The sequence below is a fragment of the Hyphomicrobium album genome (assembly GCF_009708035.1).
In the GTDB taxonomy this organism is placed as follows: Bacteria; Pseudomonadota; Alphaproteobacteria; order Rhizobiales; family Hyphomicrobiaceae; genus Hyphomicrobium_A; species Hyphomicrobium_A album.
Map to the genome: position 1 here is coordinate 2261909 of NZ_WMBQ01000001.1, position 19126 is coordinate 2281034.

The window sequence follows — 19126 nt, forward strand, 5'->3', positions numbered from 1 at the left end:
CCTTCTCGCCACTAACTCATACGGAAGCTTGACCGTGCTCCCCACGTTAGCCAGCTATCGCCAAGTCAGCGGCAACATTGACCGCTCGCTGCGGACCACTGCGGCCCAGCCTCAGGTGGCGCGTGAGACCGAGTACTACCTCGCCAACATCGACGACGTGAAGTCGGTCGACGATCTCCTCAAGGACCAGCGGCTCTTTGCGTATGCCATGAAGGCCTATGGCCTCGAGGACATGACCTACGCCAAGGCGTTCATGCGCAAGGTGCTCGAGAGCGACCTCAACGACAAATCGAGCTTCGTCAATAAGCTTTCCGACAAACGCTACCTGGAGTTCGCGAAGGCCTTTCATTTTCTCCCGAGCGGTGACGTGGAGTTGGGACTGACCACGGCGCAGGACTCCGCCAGCGAGGATGCCATGATCGGCCTCTACTCGCAGCAGCGGATCCGCAAGGGGGAGACGGCGGCCGCTGAGGCCGCTTATTACGAGAGCCGGATCGGCAGCATTACCAATGTCGACCAACTGCTGTCGGACGAGCGCCTTTTCAAGTTTGCGCTGACGGCGTCCGGCCTCGATGCCAGCGTTGCGTCGGTATCCGCAATCCGCAACGTTTTGACCAGCGACTTATTGGACCCTAACAGCGTCGCCAATCTTTACGGCGCAAAGTACCAGGAGCTCGCTGCCGCGTTCTCGTTTGAGGCCGACGGATCGGTGGTGGGAGGGTCCGCGCAGACGACGGAACAAGCCAACCAAACGATGCTGGCGTACTACGAGGCCACCGATACCGACGAATCTCCGGCAGCGGCAGCGTTCAAGACCGACTATTTCAACGACTTGATGGTCGGCGTCACCAACGTCGACGATCTCGTCGATAACGAGTTCCTGCGGTCCACGGTTGCCACGGCCGCGGGGCTTGATCCCGTTCTAACGACAGCGGCGACGGTGCGCGAAATCCTCGTCAGTGATCTTTCCGATCCGGACAGCGCCGCCAACAAGAGTAGCGCGCTCAAGGCCGTTGCCCAGGCCTTTAACTTCAACACCGACGGATCGCTCGACAGCGGCGTTGCAGCGCAGGACCCCGATCAGGCGAAAGCGCTCACCGATCTCTTCACCAAATACTACGATGACGGCGCGATCAGCGCCGAGCAGTCGAATACCCAATATTACAGGAACGCCATCGGGCGTGTGTCACACGTCGACGCTCTCCTCACCGATAGCAAACTCTACAGCTATATGCTGTCGTCCTACGGCATCGATCCGAGCGAGGTAACGAAGACCCAGATTAAGCGGGTGCTGCTCAGCGATCCCAAGAGTCCGACGAGCTACACAAGCCTGCTGCAGGATTCGCGCTTCACTGCGCTCGCTTCGGCGTTCAATTTCGACTCGGATGGCGTCTCGCAGGGCATCAAGCAGGTGCAGACTGCAAGTGCGGCGAAGAACACGATCGCGCGCTACAACGACACGCTCGGCGATCTCAAGGGCGATCAGACGCTGGGTAAGGCCGAGAGTCAGTACTATGACCGGACGATCCTCACTATCTCGTCCGTCGATCAGCTGCTCAAGGACCAACGGCTGAAGGCCTACATCGTCAGAGCCTACGGTCTAGGCAAGGATGTTTCCGACGATACGTTGCGAAAGGTGCTCACCAGCGATCAGCTCGATCCGCGCAGCTTCGTCAACAAGTCGAACAGCGCCGCCTACAAAGATCTGGCTGCCGACTTCAACTTCAACAGCGACGGCACGGTGGCGCGATCGGCCGTCGGCTTGGCTCAGCACAAAAGCGATGTAGTTAGAACGCAGGGTCTCTACTACCGCCAGACGGTCGAGGAGGACGCCGGCAGCCAGAACGAAGGCGTGCGCCTCGCCCTCTACTTCGAGCGCAAGGCTTCGAGCATTACCAGCGCCTACTCGCTCCTCGCCGACAAAGCGCTGTTGCAGGTGGCGCAAACGGCGCTCGGCCTGCCGGCGACCATGTCGCTACTCGACATCGACCGGCAGGCGGAGATGATCAGCAACCGCATCGACATCGAGGACTTCAAGGACCCCGCGAAGCTCCAAACGTTCCTGACGCGCTTCTCGGGCACGTGGGACGTGAACAATGCGAGCGCGGCGACGTCCACATCGCCGGCTGCTGTGCTGATCACGCAGCCAACCGAATCCTTCGTCAGCGTGAACCTGCTTACCAGTCTGCAGAACCTCAAGCTCGGCGGAGCCTAGAATGCAATCAAGTCTCTATGTGACGCTGTCCTCGCAGATGGCCTTTCAGAAGCGTATGGACACGATTGCCAACAACGTCGCCAACGCTTCGACGCCCGGCTTTCGACGCGAGGAGATCAAGTTCGAGGCGATGATGAGCCAGGCGGCAAGCGAGTCGGTGGCCTTCGCCTCGCCAGGCGACGCCTACATCAAGCGGGATCCTGGCCAGGTCATACATACGGGCAATCCGCTCGACGTTGCCGTTCAGGGCGAGGCGTGGCTGGCAATTCAGACTCCTTCCGGAACTGTTTACACGCGGGACGGCCGCATGCAGATCACGCCGGACGGCCAACTGCAGTCGGTCGCTGGCTATCCGTTCCTCGATGTCGGCGGCGCTCCGCTCCAAATCAATCCCAATGCAGGGCCACCCCAGATCGCAACCGATGGCATGATCACGCAAAATGGGAATCAGCTAGGCGCCATCGGCCTCTTCACGATTGATCCGCGCGCGAAACTGTCGCGCTACGAGAACTCGGGCGTGATCCCCGATCAGGCTGCCGTTCCGGAGCTCGATTTCAACCGTTCCGGGATCACACAGGGCCACATCGAAGGTTCCAACGTGAATCCCATGTGGGAAATGTCCCAGCTCATCATGGCATCGCGAAGCTACGACGCGGTCTCGAACTCCATGGACCAGTCTGAAGACTCGCTACGTAGCGCCATCAAGGCACTTGGACCCTCTTCGTGAACTCCATGAACGGAGGCGAAGCACGCCTCGATGCTCTCGCAACGCTCGCCGGGCGCGTATCAGCGGCAAGCGCAACGCAGCCCCTCGTGCAGGTCGGCGGCACCGTCACTCAAGTGACGCCCGCATTCTGCTGCGTGTCGGGTCTCTCCCCTTTTGTGAAGCTTGGTGACCGCGTCAGCTTGGCCGCCGGCGACCGCGTACAGCTCGGAGAGGTCATTCGTCTCGACGAGACACGCGTTACCATCAAGACCTTTGACGAACCCATCGCCGCCGGGCTTGGAGCGAAAGCCTGGCGAAGCGGCCCAGCCGTTATCAATCCCGACCCCTCTTGGAAGGGCCACATCTTCAACGCGCTTGGAGCGCCGCTCGGCGATGGCTCAGCGGTGCTGCACCACGGGGACCGGCCGGTCTATCCCGACCGCGGCGCGCCAGCGCCGCTGCGGCGGCAACGCATAACGACGCCCCTGAAGACAGGCGTCCGGGTCGTCGACCTGTTTACTCCCATCTGCTTCGGTCAGAGAATCGGCATCTTCTCGGGTTCGGGAATCGGCAAGTCGACCCTGCTCGCCATGCTCGCGCGCGCAAAAGGCTTCGACACGGTTGTCATTGCCCTAGTTGGGGAGCGCGGTCGCGAGGTGCGCGAATTCCTCGAGGATACCCTCGGCAACAACAGGGAGCGTGTGATCGCGGTCGTCTCTACGGGCGATGAAAGCCCGATGATGCGACGGTTGGCACCGAAGACGGCAACGTGCATCGCTGAATACTTCCGCGACCGCGGCGAAAAAGTGCTGCTCATCGTCGATTCGATCACACGGTTCGCCCATGCGGCACGCGAAGTCGCGCTCGCCGCCGGAGAACCACCCGTCGCCCGCGGTTATACGCCGAGTGTTTTCAGCAACCTGCCGAATCTTCTGGAGCGTTCCGGTCCGGGCGAAGAAGGTGCAGGCTCCATAACGGGGATATACTCGGTGCTCGTCGACGGTGACGACCACAACGATCCCATAGCGGACAGCATCCGCGGCACCCTCGATGGACACATCGTCCTCGACCGCGCCATCGCCGACCAGGCGCGTTACCCGGCCGTCAATGTCCTGTCTTCGATCTCACGTCTTTCCCAGCACGCCTGGACCCCCGAGCAGCGCAATCTCGTGTCCAAGCTGCGCGCCATGATCGCCCGTTTTGAGGATACGCGCGACCTTCGCCTTATGGGCGGGTATCGGGGAGGAGCCGACGCCGAGCTCGACAAAGCAATAGAAATCGTTCCCAGGCTATTTGAAGCTCTGAAGCAGAGCCCGCGTGACGTTGCGAGCACAGACGCATTCCAAGAAGTGGCGCGCGCACTGCAGACGTAGTCTCCTTGGCCTAGCGCGCGAACTCCGGCCGCGTCTTCACGAGGTTGGCTCCGTTGCGCACCTCGTTTTTGGGCACAAAATTGAACTTCCCGATCAGTACGTCCTCGACAAGATCATTGCCGAAGCGCTCGTTCGCTTTTGCCTTGATCGAGGCGGTGAGCGCCTGGAGATCCTGTTTCCTCGCGCCACGCAGAGCCGCGGTATCCCCGCCGTAGATTGCCCGGAATGCCGCATCCATGAGGAAGTCCTCGGGCTTCACTGACATTCGCCGCAGAACATCGGACTTCATCGTGAACGTAAATTGGGCGAGGACATATCCCTGGACCGCACCATCCGCGATGATGGGCACGCTTACCGGGCCGGCCTGCGTCGACTGGAGACCGCCGAAAATCTTGTCGACTTCCGCTTCGGGCGGCGTCTGCGTCTGCCACATGGCCGCCGCGTAGCTCGACACCGCCGTGACGAGGCAAATCCATAACCCCGTTGCGATCAGTTTGATCATCGATAGGCGCCAGAGCCACCGTGCTGGGAATACGTCCCGTCCCACTCGGTATCTTGAATGGTGCCCGCAACCACGCCGGCGATTTCGCGAACGGCCTCGAGATGCTTGCGAAGAACGGCGCGATTGTTCTCGAGCTTGCCGTGCAATGCCTTGAGGCGCTGGATCAGCTCGGCATCGAACGGAATCCCTTCCAGGGTACGAGCGACGAGACCGAGCTCGAGTAGTGCTTGGCTCTTGCCGTTGTTCGATTCCCGCAAGTCGATATCAGCACGCAATCGCAATGCCTCGGTCTCGCGCTCGACCAGCTTCTCGATGCGCAGCATCGTCATGTCGATCGAGCTGCGCGCCGCAAGACTGCGCTCACCGCTGTTCCGTGCTGTCATGTCTCATCGACCTTCGATTGGGCTGAGGGCGCAGCAGCCGAAGAGGCGGTCGGCCCCGATGCGAGCTGCTTTGCGATTCCCAGCGTCCCGGTGCGTGCAATCTCGGCCGCAATCTTCTCGGCCAGCATCGACTTCCAGATGTTGCCCGCCGTCCCGCTGCCCATCAGGGCCTCGGTATCCTTGGGCAACATGGCCTCGATCATGTTTTGCAGTAGCAACGCTTCGAACTGAACATGGACGTCTTGCTTCTGCTCAGGACCGTCCTTCGAACTCGACGACGAGATAACTCTTGCCGACCGAGACGGTGCTGCGCCGGCATGGCGAACGTCTGTCGACCATCCAGACGAAGACGCAGGATCGCCCGGCTGCGCACTAGGGTTCGCCGCACCGCTCGCCTGCCCGCTCATCATCTCGAGGCGGGATGCCGCCTCGCGATGCTTCACGCTGTCGGCAGCGCGGGCAACACCGAGAATGATGTCGGAGCCGGAGGCCATGCTCAGTTTATAAATTGCCGCGCCTAAGATGATCCTGTGGCAGCTTCGCTCGTCGAGCTTATGGGAGGCTTGCGTAATCGGTCTGCGTGATGCGCTCAATGATGTCCCGCAACTCCTTCTCCGCGCACGCCCTGGCGTGTTGTTGCTCACAGGTGTGCGAGAGGCGCTCGGCGCATTTCGTGCGCGAGGCAATCATTCGCAATGCGTGGTAGCGGCGTTCCAGCTCCGCGGCGAGGCGCATGGATTCTGCGCTGAGAGACTTCAGCCGGCGCACGATCACAGGCACAAGCAGGTCCTGGATCCGTTCGTCCGCATTCAGGGAGCCGACGATTTCCTCTTGCAAGGCGGCCAGCTCGGCCTGCCGGTTTTGTAAGCCAGCAATCCTTTCTTCCTCCAGCCGCTGCAAGCCTTTTTGGACGTCATGGAGGCGTTGCGCTTTTTGCAGACGGGCACCTGTCATCGCGTCATATCCTGGCCAGCCAATCCGAGAACCCGTCGATGAACAGTTGCAGCAACTCGCTGCAGGTGAAGTAGAGAATAATTCCACCTCCGGCCAACACGAAAGGAACCGAGATGAAATAGACGGGAATTTGCGGCGTCAGCTTGCCCAAGACGCCGAACATGAGGTTGATCATCAGTGAGTAGACAATGAAGGGGGCGGTGATCCGCAGGGCGAGGAGAAACCCGTCGCTGAGTGCATCGACTATTTTGATCGTGCCAAAGTTGGCAGCGAGCTCCTTGGCAACCGGGACCGCGGAGTAGGAGTCGAGCAGGGCGCGCAGCACTTCCCAATGCAGGTCTGCGACAAAGATCAGCACAGTTGCCGTCATAGTGATGAGAGCCGTCACCGCCGCCACGGGCTCGGCCTCTTCAATGTGGGCGTCGGGGGTGTTCGAGAGTCCGATGAGCATCGTGATTGCCGACCCGGCAAACTGCAGGGCAAGGAAGAACATGCGACCCATGAGCCCGATGATGGCGCCGACCAACATCTCTGAGGCGATCAACCCGAGGAGAACGACGGGCGAATCGCCCGGGGTCGCCGCCTGCACGTTCGTCACGAGCAGAGGGGCCAATGCCAATGTTACGGCAACGGCGAGAAAAAGGCGCACCCTGACGGGCACACGCGGCGATGAGAATCCCGGCATCAGCATGAGGCACGTGCCGACCCGGCAGAAGATCAGAAAGGTCGCAAGTAGAACTTGCGGCCCAAAGACCGTCACGAGATCGTTCCGAGCGACTTGATCTGGACGCCCCTGGCGATCTCCAAATGGGAGAGAACAGGCAGAGTTGCGAAGAGGCGCTCGGTCACCATCCTGACGTAGGGCCGAGCATCGGGAGCGGCGACCAGCACAAACTTATGCCGCTGGTCCATTAGGCGGCGGATGACGGCTGTGGCTTCCGTGCTGAACTGCTCGATCAGCTTCGGATCGATGTCGAACTCGACCACTTCACCTTTCGCGTCACGCTTGAGGCTCTGGTTGAAGGCGAGTTCCCAGCGATTCCCGAGCCGCAGTACCTTCAGCGCACCGCTATCGGACATCTCACCGCAAATCTGTTGAGCCATGCGCAGCCGAACATGCTCCGCGATCTGCTCGGCACGTCCCGCGTGGGGAGCGATTTCGGCGATCGCCTCGAGGATCAGATGAAGATTGCGGATCGAGATGCGCTCAGCCAGCAGCAGCTTCAACACCGCCTGCAATCCTGAATAGGAAATCCGCGACGGCATGATCTCATCGATCAAGCGGCGGTATTCTGGCTCGAGCCGATCCAGCAGCGAACGCATGTCCTTGTACGAAAGAAGCTGCGCCAGGTTATTGCGGATCACCTCGCCGAGATGCGTCAATAGCACCGACATATTGTCGACCGCCGCGAAGCCATCGCGCTGGAGGGCGCCCGCAAACATTTCCGAGGTCCACAGCGCTCTCATGCCAAACGCTGGTTCGCGCGTCTCATCGCCCGGGACATCCGGCAATGGACCATCGCCGGCGATGACGAGCACGTCGCCCATGCGCAGCTCCTCGCTCGCCACCACGGTGCCGTGTATCTTGATCTGATAGCTCTTTGGCGGAATCGAAAGGTCATCTGTCAACCGGATCTCCGGCACCACAAAACCATACTGGCGCGCGAACTTGTGGCGCATCTTGCCCACCCGCTGAGCGAGCTCGCTGTGCGCCGCCATGAGCGTTCCCGAGATTTGCTTGCCGAGGCACAGCTCCAACTCGACGGTCTTCAGCGACTCCTTGACCGACTGGCGTACCTCCTCATCGGCTTTTAGCCTGGCCTCGTGCGCCGTCGCCTCCTCGGCTGCCTTGGCCGCCGCATGGCGGCGAGGAATGGCGTACGCGACGAACCCAAGCGTGCTCCCAAGCAATGCGAAGGGCAGGAAAGGGAGGCCCGGTGCCAAGGCGAGCACGAACATGACGACTCCAGCGAGCGTCAACGCGCGCGGATGATTGCCAAGCTGCCCGAATACCGCCTTTTCCGCGCTCCCTCGCGTCCCGCCCTTTGAGACGAGAAGGGCGGCGGCGAGCGAAACAATGAGGGCGGGGATCTGGGTGACGAGACCGTCGCCCACCGACAACTTGGTGAAAACGTCGGCCGCTTCGGAGAACGACAAGTCATGCCGCGTCACACCTATGGCAATCCCGCCGAAAATGTTGACCGCCGTGATGATCAGCCCGGCAATGGCGTCGCCGCGTACGAACTTCGAAGCGCCGTCCATCGAGCCGAAAAATGCGCTCTCCTCCTCGAGCTCCCGGCGCCGGCGCATGGCCTCTTTCTCATCGATGAGGCCCGAAGACAGATCGGCATCGATCGCCATCTGCTTGCCCGGGATCGCATCCAGGGTAAAGCGCGCGCCGACTTCGGCGATGCGCGTGGCGCCCTTCGTAATGACGAGAAAGTTCACCGTGATCAGGATCAGGAACACGATGATCCCGATCATGAAATCGCCGCCCATCACGAAGTTGGAGAAGCCGGCGATGACATGCCCGGCCGCCGTATAGCCCTCTGCTCCGTGCGAAAGGATGAGGCGCGTCGTGGCAATGTTGAGCGCGAGCCGAAGTATGGTCGCGATCAGCAAGATGGTCGGGAATGCCGAGAAGTCGAGAGGTCGCTGGATCCACAGCGCCACCATCAGAATCAGAACCGCCAGCGCGATAGAAATCGCAAGCCCGACGTCAATAAGTGGGGCAGGCAGCGGCAGGAACAGCACCGCCAAGATAAAGACGATGCCGATCGCGAAGCTGACATCCTGCGCCCCGGCTCTTTTGACCGGCAACGCCGCTGTAACCATAGATCCGCTCATGGCTTCCCCTCAGCCCCGAGCCAATAAAACTAGCTAGCGAAGCTTGCGCGAGGGTGCCCTGAGAGGGTCAACGCCGCTCAAAAGCCGTTCTGGATCCGGCCATACAGCTGTTCGGCGAAGGCATAGATAACCGTGCCGATGAAGGGAGCCATCAACGAGGTCACCAGCAACGTGGCAATGATCTTCGGAATGAAAGTCAGGGTGATCTCTTGTACCTGCGTCAATGCTTGTAGGAGCGCGATTACGATGCCGACTGCCATGGCTGCGACCACGGCGGGACTGGAGGCGACAATAATGGTCCAGATCGCCGACTGCACGATATCGAGAGCGTCTGCTTGATTCATCAGCTCACCTTCACGCCTTCGCCGAGCAGGAGCTCCTTGCCGTTGTCCAAGATTGCCACGGAGCCACCGGAAATGATGCGGACAGAGGTGATTTTACCGCTGATGCTGCCATCCCCCGAAGTGACCGTGTGTCCGATAAGTCCGTCGACCTGCGACAAAGCCGTCGAGGTCATCAGTGCATCAAGCTTTGCGTTCGCCTGGATCGATTGTTCGACATTCGAGAAGGACGCAATCTGCCCCATCCACTGAGCCGGATCGGTGGGATTGGTGGGGTCCTGATTTTGCATCTGCGCGATCAGGAGCCTGAGGAAGGCCGTATAATCGAGTGAAGCGGCGGATGTGTTCTTTGTCTGCGACGTTTGCGTATTGCTCTGCAACGCCGTGGAAGTTGTTGTCGATACTTGCATCAGGGCACCTCGCATTGCAGGCCAACGTCGGGTTTGTCGGAGCGACTCCGCTGGGCAAGGATGTCGTCCTCGATCGCAAAGAGTGAGCGACAGACTTTGAGCGCGTCGAAAACTCGTCCGCGCTCGAAAAACTCACGAACGTCGGTGAGACCCTGGCGAATCGCGACGTTCTCGAAGGAAGCCTGCAGGGAGGCAATCGACCCGTGGAACATGGCTCGCGCATCATCGCCATTGGCTGGATCGATCAACACCGTCTGGACGATGAAGTAGAGCTGGCGCAGCGGCGTTCGCGTATCCTCGGGCTGGAGCACGTGGTGCTCCAAGAGGAAAGTGACGTCGTTGAGGAACTCCAAGGAGACCTTGCGATCGACCTTGAGCACGGCCCCATTGACGAAGATCCGCTCCCCCGGCTTCAAGGAGATTTGTAGGTTCTTCTTCATTTGAGGCCGTCGTGGAGCGAGGTTGTTATTTCGATTAGCGCCTTGAAGTCGGTCGACTTGCCAAGCCGGATGTTCTCCGTCTCTCGGATTACCCAAAGACCGATAGAGATGATCTCGGCGCGAAGCTGTTTGGGTAGCGCATTCTCGGGGCTTGCAAGATCCTCCAAGAAGGTCGCCCAGATGCGGCGGCAGTAGTCGAGCGCCTCGATCGCCTCGAGCGATCCGGCTCCCTTTTCGTCCGCCGCCTTGAGCAGCTCCAAACACCGCTCGAACACTTGCCGCTCTCGCTCGCGGGCGAGCTTTGGGTCATTTTCAAGTACGTCGGCGTATGGAAATTGGTACATTTTTCGTCTCAGCTTCTGAATGGTTGCGCGTTGCGTTCGTCAGATCAGAGATACTTGAGAATGCTGAGGCTCATGATGCGCGCGGTCAGCGCGTAGGAGATCTCGATTTGCGTCATCAGATCGTTTACGCGGGTCGCGGCCTCGTTGCGATCGACGGTTTCGAGCGAGGTCACCTGCCGGGTGAAAATGTCGATCTGCAGCGACATCCGTTCGCTCGCATCGCTTACTCGCTGCTGAGCGACGCCAAGATTCGACTGCAGGCTGCCCAAGTCCCCAATCGCGTCGTTCACGTCGCGGATCGCCTGATCGATCAGCGTCTCGAAGGCGGGCTGGCTGAGATTCTGGGCTCCGAGATCGGCCACCATCGTGTAGGCCTTTGCCAACTTGCGAAAGGCTGCCTCGTTGGCGTTAGTCGACGTCTCGATGAGCTCGTTCGTCGAGATGCGGCTGCGCATGTTTTGATTCGAGGCCGACGACCAGTCCGTGCTCCAAGACGGGTCGTTGAACAGGTCGGCAAATGTGGTGTCGAGGAAAGTCTGCATGTCGGCCGCGCTGATATTTTGCGCGGCCGGATCCGATTGGGCAATTCCGAACTCCGTAAAGAATGCGTTCGCTACGGCCTGGCGGCTGGCGGGCGTCGGGGCATCGAAATAATCGGTGAGTGGCTTCACGTCGGAATTCACGCCGGCAAAAAGGTAGCCGTCGGTGGATGAAATGTTCACGGTGTCGAGGAAGGCCTCGAGCCGACTCTGGGCTTCGGTTTGTACGCCGGCGGCGTTGGCCCCGCCGATGCGCGAGCCATTCAGCTGGCCAAGGAAGTCCTGCGCGTTGTCGACGAGATTCTTCAGCGTCGATTGCGTTGTTTTTAGACGCGTGGAGACAGTCGTGTTGGTCTCGATGATGGCGGTGAGACGCGAATGCTCCTGGCGCAAGGAGATCGTCTGACCGGTTCGGAAGCCGAGGGTTTTCCCTACGTCGGCGAGCCGGCCGGTGGTCATCTCTTTCTGAGCGTCGGCCAGCTCTTGCTGCACCTTCATCAGCGACGAACGGGTCGCCGCAGAGATCGCGCTAGTGGAGATGAACGTCGTCTTCATCGCGTCATCTCATCGATGCCAGCAGTGCGCCCAGCATCGCGTCGATCGTTGAGATCAGCTTGCTGGATGCCTGGTAGGTGCGCTCGAGCTCGAGCATCAGTGTCATCTCCTCGTCGAGATTGACGCCCGTAACCTTGTTGAGGGCTTCGGAGGACCGCTCCAGAAGCGTGCTGCGGTAGTCGGCCTCATCGCTTGCAGTCCTGCGCGCCTCCTCCAGCCACGCCGCGGATGAGGAAGCAAAGCTGTTGAGCGTCGCCGAAGACGAGAGTTTCGCGGCGGGATCGAACGATTGCGCCGCGTTCATTTGCTCCTGCAGCTGCTCCAGACGATCCGTGTAACCGGAAACTCCGCCAGAGTTGTAGAGGTAGGCCGCGCCGCCGATGCCTCCGTCGCGCAAAAGCTTTGCGTTGCCGCCTTGGTCGGGATCGACCAGCGCGTTGACACGGATGGCACCGGCCAAGCCCGGCGTGATGCTGCCGCCCGGCGGAAGTGCCGGAGCGCCGCTCCAGGTGAACAGTCCCGGTACGTCCGGCAGCGCGGGCACCGCGCTCTGATCGCTTTCCGCGAATGCGGAAATCAAACCTCTCGCAACCTCGTCGAGCTGGCTCTGATACGTGGTGGCCAGGTCGTCCCTTACCTTTACCAGCCCAACGATGCGCCCCGATCCCACGCCCATCGTGGCGGAACTGCCGGTAATAGGGACGCCGTCGGCATAGACGGCATTTCCGGTTGTGGCCGCCCCGTAAATGGATGTCGGCTGGAAGCTTACGGAACGCGCGGTGACATCGAACAGCGTGACGCCGCTGTCCGTATAAATCGCCATGTCGTTGTTGGCGCGCGTGGTCGCTCTGATCCCGATCTCCTCGGAGATCTGCTTCAGGAGCTGATCCCTCTGGTCGAGATAGTCGGTGACGTCCGCACCGCTTCGGGTTCCCTTGACGACCTCGGCATTGACCGACTGGAAGCGCGACAACAGCGTATTGAGGCTGTCGACCGAGCCGGAAATTTCCGCGTCTGCCTGGGAGCGAACGTTCTGGACGAGGTCGGTAGCGCTGTTGAGCGCCGTGGCGACGTCGCGCGCCACTGCCACTGCCGACTGCGCGTGAGCGATGCTATCTGGCGCCGATGCGTATTGCTGAATCGCGTTGGCGAGCTTTTGCATCAGCGCCGCCGGCGAGGAATCGAGCTCGGTGTCGTTTATGGTCTGCTCGAGCTGATCGAGCGCATCCGCAATGGCGCGCTGGCCTGCAACACTCGACGTCGTGCTGAGCACATTGTTGAAGAGAGCGACATTGACCACCCGGGTCACCGAGGCGAGACGCACCCCGCTGCCCGGCATCGTTATGACGTTGGCGTTCTTCCTCGATGCCGTTGGATCTCCCACGCGCGCAATGTTGCGTGAGAGAACGGACGTCTGTTCCGCCGTGGTAGCCAGGCTAGACAAGGCCGTATTTAGACTGGCTGAGAGCGACATTTAAGGCATTCCCGGGGCTAAGGAAGCATCCCTTTAGCGCTTGAGGTTGACGAGCACTTCCATCAACTCGGAACCGGTCTGAAAGACCTTCGAATTGGCCGTGTAGTTGCGTTCCGCCTCGATCATCGTCGTGAGCTCGGAGGCAAGGTCGACGGTCGACTGCTCGAGCGCCCCCGACACCATGGTTCCGAAGCCGCTCGCGCCCGGGAAGCCGATCTGGATCTCTCCGGAATCGGCGGTCGGCACAAAGACAGTGCCGGCGAGAGGCTGCATGTTGTCGGGGCTCGCTACATTCGCGAGAGGAATTTTGTACGTTGCGATCCGCGTTCCGCTCTCGAACACGGCAAAGAGCGTGCCGTCGTCAGCGATTTCGATCCGGTCAACTTCGCTTGGAGCGTTGCCGTTGACCACTGTCGCATCGAGGAGCGTGTAGTCGGCGCCGAGCTGGCTGCTGCCCGCCATATCGAGCACGAGACTAGCGCCGTTGGGGATAGGTACGGTGACGCTTTTCGGGCTGAGGGTGGTCAGCTGGCCGTTGGTCATGTCGAATGTCAGATTCTGCGTGACAAGCGCGCCGCCCGCATAGGGGAAGCCGCCACCAACGGCTGCATTGGCGCGATTGAAGACAGAAATTTCCCAGGTTCCGACACCGGTATGGGCGGAGTAGACGTCGAGCGTGATCTGGTTGCCGAGATTGTCGTAGGCGACCAACGAGGTCATACCAGCATATTGGGCAGTCGCCGCATTGGCGGATGGCAGATTGGCAGGCGCAACTACCGGCGCGTTGAGCGGCAGGTTGACGTTGAACAGACCCCCAGTAGATGGGGTGGCCTGCAGCGCCAGCGTCTTGATGCTGACCACCTCCAAGCCTGCCGTACCGTTGGCAACGACGCTCGGCGGCCCACCGTCCAAGCTGTAGCCCATCAACTTGAAGCCGGCCGCATTGACGAGCTCGCCTACGCCGTTGGGGACGAAGGAGCCGGCGCGCGTCAGGAAGGTCTGACCGCTTTCCGAGGTCACGACAAAGAAGCCGCTTCCCTTGATGGCCAGATCCGTCGCCGAGGTCGTGAAGTTGCGGGAGCCTTGTTCGCTGATCGCATAGCGCGTGTGGGACTCGACGCTGCCGGAGACGTACTCGGTTCCACCCGAATCGAGGACGAGCGAAGCGAACTCCATCGAGGCGCGCTTGTAGCCCGTCGTGCTCGAGTTCGCGATGTTATCCGACACGGCGCCCAGCCGATTGGCCTGCGCAGCCATGCCGGACGCACTCGTGCGCATCGTACTGTAGAGACCCATCAGCTCGCTCCTCGTCCATGCAACCGCGTCGCGATTGGAACATTTCCGGCTTGCGCGAAACTGAATTCGCCCACGCTAACTTCAATCGGGGCGTCAGAAATCGATCAGCCGGTAACCGAGGTAGCGTTGCGAATCGATCGGATCGTGCCCGAGCCGGTGACGCAACCTTTTGCGGAGCTTGCTGATGTGACTCTCGATGACATTTTCATCGATTTCGTCGGAGAAGAGCCCGTAAACGAAATTAAAGATTTGAGTCTTCGTGACGCGCCGCCCCTTGTTGCTCATGAGGTACTCCAGGATGCGCCGCTCGCGCCGCGGTAGGTGCATTTGATCGCCGGCGACCTCCGGATCGCGCCCGTCGCCAAACACACGAATGCCTCCGCTAACGGTCCCCTCCGACTCGACGGAGGCTCGCCGCTTGATGGCCTTGATCCTCGCTAGGATCTCGTGAATGTGTGTTGGGTTGCCGATAACGTCGTCGACGCCGGAAGCGAAGAGGTCGAGCGTTTCCTGCAGCGACCTTGCACCGGTCAGAGCGAGCACAGGCGCGTGCGACCGTTGCTTGATAATCTTCGGGAAAGTGCGACGGTCGCTGCATTCCCCCAGAACAAAGGCCTCAACCGCGGCCAATTCCGGCTCTGGGGCTGTCCTTACCCAATCGTGGAAGTCCGATGCCGCCAGCCCTTCGGTCGAAATTCCTTCGCGGCCAAATCCTAGGTTGTCTAACTCCATAAACGCATCACGATCGTCGACGATTATGATCATTCGATGCCCCCCGAATCGCTCGATGATCAGAATGTCGTTCTGCAAGTTATGCACAACAGATTAATTCGTTCGTCCTTCGTCCTGCATCACTCGGCTTCGTCCCTGATGCGCGCGAGCATCTATGTTATCTGCGCGACACGCTGAATCGCATCGCCTCCGGATATCCGCGCAAGCTTGGCACAGGCTGACCATCCTAGTCTTCCGGCCGCGTGACAGGATGGAATCAAACGAATGCTGCCAAGGGGCTCCCCACTAATTCTTGCGACGGCAGCGGTGCTCCTTACGGTGCATGCGTGCGTATGGCTCGGCGGCGCGATGAGCGAAGCCGCCATCGCGTTCTGTGCGTTTGCTCTGATGATCGCCGGCCCGATCTTCATTCTCGCCTGGTTCGGATCGTTGTCGGAACTCGACGAGACGCGCAGAGCACGCCAGCGTCAGGTCAACAATCAGAAGTCCGACGCCCTTCTGTGGCAGAGAACGCTACAGGAGCTTCACCCTGCGGAGCGCGCGTATCTACATCGTCCTTCGAGTTCGACGAACGATCCGAAAAGCTCGGATGGAAGGTTTGCTCATCGGGCGTTCGCATCGGTTGTCTCTGCACTCGCTGCGTGGGTCAGCGAAGGGAGGCGTTTCACACGCCCCATTTTGGCACTCTGCGTAACCGTTGCCTCCGTGCTCGGCGTTGCGGGGTGCGGTGTTCCCCCTGAAGCCTGGGCGGCGGTACGGCCCGGCATGGGAACCAAGGATCTCGTCGCTCTCGTGGGCGGACCGGACTACGTCAGATCCAACGGAAACGTCGAGGTCTGGCAGTACTGCCGCGATTTCCCCGGACGTGATGAAGGACGGTACGCCCGATACTACACGGCCGTGATCGTCGACAAACGGGAAGTTCGGGACGTGCAACCTTACCCAGCCCTGTCCGCCGCCGGCTGCGAAGATTACTACCGAGCCGACTTCTAGGGCGAGCCGGCGGTTGAGAAAACTCCGTCGACTTCCTATCTATAGTTGGCACGCTCATTGCTCAGGGGGTGACGAACCGTTCGCGTAAAGAGGAGCTTTGCTCCCATGATGATGACCTGGCGCAATCGATCGATCGACACTCTTTCCGTCCCGGAGCTGCGCCGCGCACTCGATGATGCGATAAACGAAATCGCCTGGTCGCGCGCCGCGCCGAGCTCCGCCGCTTTCTTTTATGCGCTTTTACTCGGCTTCTCGGCCGGAGCGATCGTGGCCGCCGCCGCAGCGCTTACCTTCTCGGCATTCGCTTAGCGTCGCTACCTAGTCCCGTACGCTCGTCAGCGCGCGGGTGAAGATGCCGATAAGCTCGTCGATCTCGGCCTTGGAGATGATGAGCGGCGGCGCGAGCGCGATGACGTCCCCCGTTGCCCGCACCAGCGCGCCGAGCCGCAGCGCCTCGAGGAAGCGGTCGTAGGCGCGTTTGCCCGGTTCGCCATCGATCGGCTCGAACTCGACGGCGCCGATGAGCCCGATATTGCGCACGTCGATCACGTGCGGCATCCCTTTAAGCGAATGGACCGCCTCTTCCCAATAGGGCGCGAGCTCGTTGGCGCGGGTGAGCAGCCCCTCCTCCTGCAGCGTGTCGAGTGTGGCGATGCACGCCGCCGCGGCCAGCGGATGCCCCGAATAGGTATAGCCGTGATAGAGCTCGATCGCCGCATCCGGACCGGTCATGAACGCGTCGTGGATCTTCCCCTGCACGAACACCGCGCCCATCGGCACTGCGCCGTTGGTGATGCCCTTCGCCGCCGTGATGATGTCAGGGCGGATACCGAAGTACTCGGCAGCAAACGGCGCGCCCAACCGGCCGAAGGCGGTGATCACTTCGTCTAGGATCAGCAGGATGTCGTGTTTGGCGCAGATCGCCGCGAGCCGCTCCAGATAGCCTTGCGGCGGCACGAGGACACCCGCCGAGCAGGCGACCGGCTCGACAATGACCGCCGCGATCGTCGAGGCATCGTGCAGCGTGACGAGCCGCTCCAGATCGTCGGCCAGCTCCGCTCCGTATAGCGGCTGCCCACGGCTGAAGGCGTTGCGGTCAAGGTCGTGCGTGTGGCGCAGATGATCGACACCGGGAATGAACGCGCCACCGAACAGCTTGCGATTGGCGGCGATGCCGCCGACGGACATGCCGCCGAAGTTGGAGCCGTGATAGCCGCGCTCCCGGCCGATGAGGCGCGTCTTCGACGCGTTGCCGCGCACGCGGTGATAGGCGATGGCGATCTTCAGCGCCGTATCGACCGCTTCCGACCCGGAGTTGGTGAAGAAGACATTGTCAAATCCCGGCGGCGCCATGTTGACGAGGCGCGAGGCGCACTCGAACGCCTTCGGATGTCCCATCTGGAACGTGCCGGCGAAATCGAGTTCGCCCGCCTGGCGGCGAATCGCCTCGACGATCTTCGGCCGGCAGTGTCCGGCGTTGACGCACCACAGGCCCGAGGTTCCATCGAGGACACGTGCGCCGTCCGCCGTTACGTAGCGCATGCCTTCAGCGCCGGCGAACAGGCGCGGGGCACGCTTGAACTGGCGATTGCCGGTGAAGGGCATCCAGAAGGCGTCGAGGTCGTTCGCCTTCAGGCCGCTCGCCGGCGGAACTGGAGTGGTATCATTCATGAGGGTCTGCTTTGCATTCTTCCATTTGGCGCTGTTGGCACTTGCGTGCTTGCCGATCATCGGCGCCGCGGCTTACGATTATTGCGTGTCCGGCCGTCCGGCGCGAGGGGTAGGAGCTGAATGGTGCAGTTGATCAGGCACTTCGGGCGCTCGCCCAGACGACGCACGAGATGAAAGGCCGCTCCTTGCTCCGCCGCACCGTCGATCTCTGGGTCGGGCGCTATGCCGAGCCCGACCCGGCCGCGCTTGCGGCTGTCGCTGACCTCAAGCCGATCGTGGTCGTCACGGGCGGATCGCGCGGTATCGGCCTGGCACTGGCCCGGCGCTTCGCCAAGGCGGGACACGATGTCGCGATCGTCGCGCGCCACGCCGATGCGCTGCAGGCGGCGGCGGCCTCCATAGCCCAAGAGCATGACGTCGCGGCACTTGCGATTCCGATGGACGTGACCAAACCCGACGCGGCCGAGCGCATCGATGCCGGACTTGCCGGCAAGGGGTTCTACCTCGACACGCTCATCAATTGCGCGGGTGTCGGGCTCGCGGGACCGTTCGTCAGAAACCCCGAGGCGCGGATCGCCGGCCTCCTCGACCTCAACGTGACCGCACTCACACGGCTCACGAGGCATGCGCTCCCGAAGATGCTGGCGCGCGGCAGCGGCGGCATCCTCAACGTCGCCTCGCTCGGCGGTCTCGTGCCTGGCCCCAACCAGGCCGCCTACTACGCGAGCAAGTCCTACGTCGTGTCGCTCACACGTGCCATCGCCACCGAGAACGCGGGCCGCGGCGTGCGGTTCATGGCGCTGGCGCCCGGTCCGGTCAACACGGGCTTCCACGACGCGATGGGCGCTGAGCTTTCCTTCTACCGGCAGTTGCTACTGGCGCTGAGTGCCGATCAAACCGCACGAGCCGCCTATCGCGCCTACGTTTCCGGCTGCCATCTGTTCGTCCCAGGTGTTACCGGCAAATTGCTGCAGATCGCAGTTTGGATCATTCCGCACGCGCTGGTGCTGCCGATCGTCGGCTGGCTGTTACGACGGCGTGAAGAACGGCCCTGGTCCGACACGCCCGATAAGGATCGGTGAAGGCTTGGTGGGCGCGTTCGTTGCATTTGCTTTGTCGAAACGGTTTTCCGCTTTAGTGTCGACGGGCGCCGGAGTCATGTATTGCGTATCGCGGCGCAGTCGACGCGGTGGCGTGTCGGCGAGTGACTTGAACTCGCTCTGCGCGCACCGCGTCGGCCCGTACCCTTCCAAAATTTCGTGCCGTTGCGCTGCCTGGCTGCGATTGCTTGCAGTCGAATTGACCATTTATCAGCATCTCCCGGCACTTCCTGGACAGTGGTGCGTTGACG

General features: G+C 61.3%; 21 protein-coding genes. 6 read left to right on the forward strand and 15 right to left on the reverse strand.

From position 1 onward, the window contains the following. Positions 1–34: 34 nt before the first annotated feature. Genes GIW81_RS10740 through fliI form a run of 3 tightly spaced genes read left to right on the forward strand, consistent with a single transcriptional unit; the run spans position 35 to position 4294 of the window. Positions 35–2215 (forward strand): DUF1217 domain-containing protein, encoded by a 2181-nt coding sequence (locus GIW81_RS10740; RefSeq protein ID WP_154739182.1) that lies wholly within the window; start codon positions 35–37, stop codon positions 2213–2215. A 1-nt stretch (position 2216) separates the two neighbouring features. Then, on the forward strand, positions 2217–2942 hold the full coding sequence (gene flgF, locus GIW81_RS10745) for a flagellar basal-body rod protein FlgF (protein ID WP_154739183.1): 726 nt from the start codon (positions 2217–2219) through the stop codon (positions 2940–2942). A gap of 5 nt (positions 2943–2947) precedes the next feature. Continuing rightward, entirely contained in the window at positions 2948–4294 is a 1347-nt protein-coding gene (gene fliI / locus GIW81_RS10750; RefSeq protein ID WP_154739184.1) for a flagellar protein export ATPase FliI, read from the forward strand. 10 nt (positions 4295–4304) lie between these two features. Here fliI and GIW81_RS10755 read toward each other — a convergent pair whose 3' ends face one another. From GIW81_RS10755 to GIW81_RS10820, 14 genes are all read right to left on the reverse strand, one after another. Then, complete coding sequence (locus GIW81_RS10755; RefSeq protein ID WP_154739185.1) at positions 4305–4796, reverse strand: hypothetical protein; 492 nt, start codon at positions 4794–4796, stop codon at positions 4305–4307. Next, positions 4793–5125 carry a hypothetical protein gene (locus GIW81_RS10760; protein ID WP_154739186.1) on the reverse strand — a complete coding sequence of 111 codons (333 nt, stop codon included), beginning with the start codon at positions 5123–5125 and terminating at the stop codon, positions 4793–4795. The genes GIW81_RS10755 and GIW81_RS10760 overlap by 4 nt, the downstream gene beginning before the upstream one ends. Positions 5126–5175: 50 nt before the next feature. Continuing rightward, entirely contained in the window at positions 5176–5772 is a 597-nt protein-coding gene (locus tag GIW81_RS10765) for a rod-binding protein (RefSeq protein ID WP_154739187.1), read from the reverse strand. Continuing rightward, positions 5732–6133, reverse strand: a complete 402-nt coding sequence (locus GIW81_RS10770) for a hypothetical protein (RefSeq protein ID WP_154739188.1) — start codon at positions 6131–6133, stop codon at positions 5732–5734. The genes GIW81_RS10765 and GIW81_RS10770 overlap by 41 nt, the downstream gene beginning before the upstream one ends. A 4-nt stretch (positions 6134–6137) precedes the next feature. After that, positions 6138–6893: a flagellar biosynthesis protein FliR gene (gene fliR, locus GIW81_RS10775; RefSeq protein ID WP_324614971.1), complete on the reverse strand. Its 756-nt coding sequence runs from the start codon at positions 6891–6893 to the stop codon at positions 6138–6140. Next, positions 6890–8968, reverse strand: coding sequence for a flagellar biosynthesis protein FlhA (gene flhA, locus GIW81_RS10780; protein ID WP_229309266.1), 2079 nt, complete (start codon positions 8966–8968; stop codon positions 6890–6892). Before flhA ends, fliR begins: the two co-directional genes overlap by 4 nt. 89 nt (positions 8969–9057) lie before the next feature. Next, positions 9058–9324 (reverse strand): flagellar biosynthesis protein FliQ, encoded by a 267-nt coding sequence (fliQ, locus tag GIW81_RS10785; protein ID WP_154739190.1) that lies wholly within the window; start codon positions 9322–9324, stop codon positions 9058–9060. Beyond that, positions 9324–9731 (reverse strand): flagellar hook assembly protein FlgD, encoded by a 408-nt coding sequence (flgD, locus tag GIW81_RS10790; RefSeq protein WP_154739191.1) that lies wholly within the window; start codon positions 9729–9731, stop codon positions 9324–9326. Before flgD ends, fliQ begins: the two co-directional genes overlap by 1 nt. Next, positions 9731–10171 (reverse strand): flagellar biosynthesis repressor FlbT, encoded by a 441-nt coding sequence (gene flbT, locus GIW81_RS10795; RefSeq protein WP_154739192.1) that lies wholly within the window; start codon positions 10169–10171, stop codon positions 9731–9733. The genes flgD and flbT overlap by 1 nt, the downstream gene beginning before the upstream one ends. Then, positions 10168–10515, reverse strand: coding sequence for a flagellar biosynthesis regulator FlaF (gene flaF, locus GIW81_RS10800; RefSeq protein WP_154739193.1), 348 nt, complete (start codon positions 10513–10515; stop codon positions 10168–10170). Before flaF ends, flbT begins: the two co-directional genes overlap by 4 nt. A gap of 44 nt (positions 10516–10559) precedes the next feature. Next, positions 10560–11609: a flagellar hook-associated family protein gene (locus GIW81_RS10805; protein ID WP_154739194.1), complete on the reverse strand. Its 1050-nt coding sequence runs from the start codon at positions 11607–11609 to the stop codon at positions 10560–10562. Positions 11610–11613: 4 nt separating this feature from the next. Continuing rightward, positions 11614–13083: a flagellar hook-associated protein FlgK gene (flgK, locus tag GIW81_RS10810; protein ID WP_154739195.1), complete on the reverse strand. Its 1470-nt coding sequence runs from the start codon at positions 13081–13083 to the stop codon at positions 11614–11616. Positions 13084–13116: 33 nt separating this feature from the next. Then, the gene (locus GIW81_RS10815) at positions 13117–14379 is read right to left on the reverse strand and encodes a flagellar hook protein FlgE (RefSeq protein ID WP_154739196.1); all 1263 of its coding nucleotides are present in this window, start codon (positions 14377–14379) and stop codon (positions 13117–13119) included. Positions 14380–14472: 93 nt separating this feature from the next. Next, a complete protein-coding gene (locus tag GIW81_RS10820) occupies positions 14473–15144 on the reverse strand; it encodes a response regulator transcription factor (RefSeq protein ID WP_154739197.1) in 672 nt (223 codons plus the stop codon). Positions 15145–15459: 315 nt separating this feature from the next. Here GIW81_RS10820 and GIW81_RS10825 point away from each other — a divergent pair, with 315 nt between their 5' ends. After that, positions 15460–16104, forward strand: a complete 645-nt coding sequence (locus tag GIW81_RS10825) for a hypothetical protein (protein ID WP_154739198.1) — start codon at positions 15460–15462, stop codon at positions 16102–16104. A 105-nt stretch (positions 16105–16209) separates the two neighbouring features. Next, positions 16210–16413 carry a hypothetical protein gene (locus GIW81_RS10830; protein WP_154739199.1) on the forward strand — a complete coding sequence of 68 codons (204 nt, stop codon included), beginning with the start codon at positions 16210–16212 and terminating at the stop codon, positions 16411–16413. A 9-nt stretch (positions 16414–16422) separates the two neighbouring features. On the opposite strand, the gene GIW81_RS10835 is transcribed toward GIW81_RS10830, so the two are convergent. Further along, on the reverse strand, positions 16423–17775 hold the full coding sequence (locus GIW81_RS10835; RefSeq protein WP_154739200.1) for an aspartate aminotransferase family protein: 1353 nt from the start codon (positions 17773–17775) through the stop codon (positions 16423–16425). A gap of 170 nt (positions 17776–17945) precedes the next feature. On the opposite strand from GIW81_RS10835, the gene GIW81_RS10840 reads away from it, so the two are divergent. Next, positions 17946–18857: an SDR family NAD(P)-dependent oxidoreductase gene (locus GIW81_RS10840; protein WP_154739201.1), complete on the forward strand. Its 912-nt coding sequence runs from the start codon at positions 17946–17948 to the stop codon at positions 18855–18857. Positions 18858–19126 lie beyond the last annotated feature (269 nt).

Excerpts from the sequence above, each read along its gene's own strand:
- GIW81_RS10815 (WP_154739196.1), bottom strand. The coding sequence starts at position 14,379 with ATGGGTCTCTACAGTACGATGCGCACGAGTGCGTCCGGCATGGCTGCG.
- flgF (WP_154739183.1), top strand. The coding sequence starts at position 2,217 with ATGCAATCAAGTCTCTATGTGACGCTGTCCTCGCAGATGGCCTTTCAG.
- fliI (WP_154739184.1), top strand. The coding sequence starts at position 2,948 with ATGAACGGAGGCGAAGCACGCCTCGATGCTCTCGCAACGCTCGCCGGG.
- fliQ (WP_154739190.1), bottom strand. The coding sequence starts at position 9,324 with ATGAATCAAGCAGACGCTCTCGATATCGTGCAGTCGGCGATCTGGACC.
- flbT (WP_154739192.1), bottom strand. The coding sequence starts at position 10,171 with ATGAAGAAGAACCTACAAATCTCCTTGAAGCCGGGGGAGCGGATCTTC.
- GIW81_RS10830 (WP_154739199.1), top strand. The coding sequence starts at position 16,210 with ATGATGATGACCTGGCGCAATCGATCGATCGACACTCTTTCCGTCCCG.
- GIW81_RS10825 (WP_154739198.1), top strand. The coding sequence starts at position 15,460 with ATGAGCGAAGCCGCCATCGCGTTCTGTGCGTTTGCTCTGATGATCGCC.
- GIW81_RS10760 (WP_154739186.1), bottom strand. The coding sequence starts at position 5,125 with ATGACGATGCTGCGCATCGAGAAGCTGGTCGAGCGCGAGACCGAGGCA.
- GIW81_RS10840 (WP_154739201.1), top strand. The coding sequence starts at position 17,946 with ATGAAAGGCCGCTCCTTGCTCCGCCGCACCGTCGATCTCTGGGTCGGG.
- GIW81_RS10770 (WP_154739188.1), bottom strand. The coding sequence starts at position 6,133 with ATGACAGGTGCCCGTCTGCAAAAAGCGCAACGCCTCCATGACGTCCAA.
- flaF (WP_154739193.1), bottom strand. The coding sequence starts at position 10,515 with ATGTACCAATTTCCATACGCCGACGTACTTGAAAATGACCCAAAGCTC.
- flhA (WP_229309266.1), bottom strand. The coding sequence starts at position 8,968 with ATGGTTACAGCGGCGTTGCCGGTCAAAAGAGCCGGGGCGCAGGATGTC.
- flgK (WP_154739195.1), bottom strand. The coding sequence starts at position 13,083 with ATGTCGCTCTCAGCCAGTCTAAATACGGCCTTGTCTAGCCTGGCTACC.
- GIW81_RS10835 (WP_154739200.1), bottom strand. The coding sequence starts at position 17,775 with ATGAATGATACCACTCCAGTTCCGCCGGCGAGCGGCCTGAAGGCGAAC.
- flgD (WP_154739191.1), bottom strand. The coding sequence starts at position 9,731 with ATGCAAGTATCGACAACAACTTCCACGGCGTTGCAGAGCAATACGCAA.
- GIW81_RS10755 (WP_154739185.1), bottom strand. The coding sequence starts at position 4,796 with ATGATCAAACTGATCGCAACGGGGTTATGGATTTGCCTCGTCACGGCG.
- GIW81_RS10805 (WP_154739194.1), bottom strand. The coding sequence starts at position 11,609 with ATGAAGACGACGTTCATCTCCACTAGCGCGATCTCTGCGGCGACCCGT.
- GIW81_RS10820 (WP_154739197.1), bottom strand. The coding sequence starts at position 15,144 with ATGATCATAATCGTCGACGATCGTGATGCGTTTATGGAGTTAGACAAC.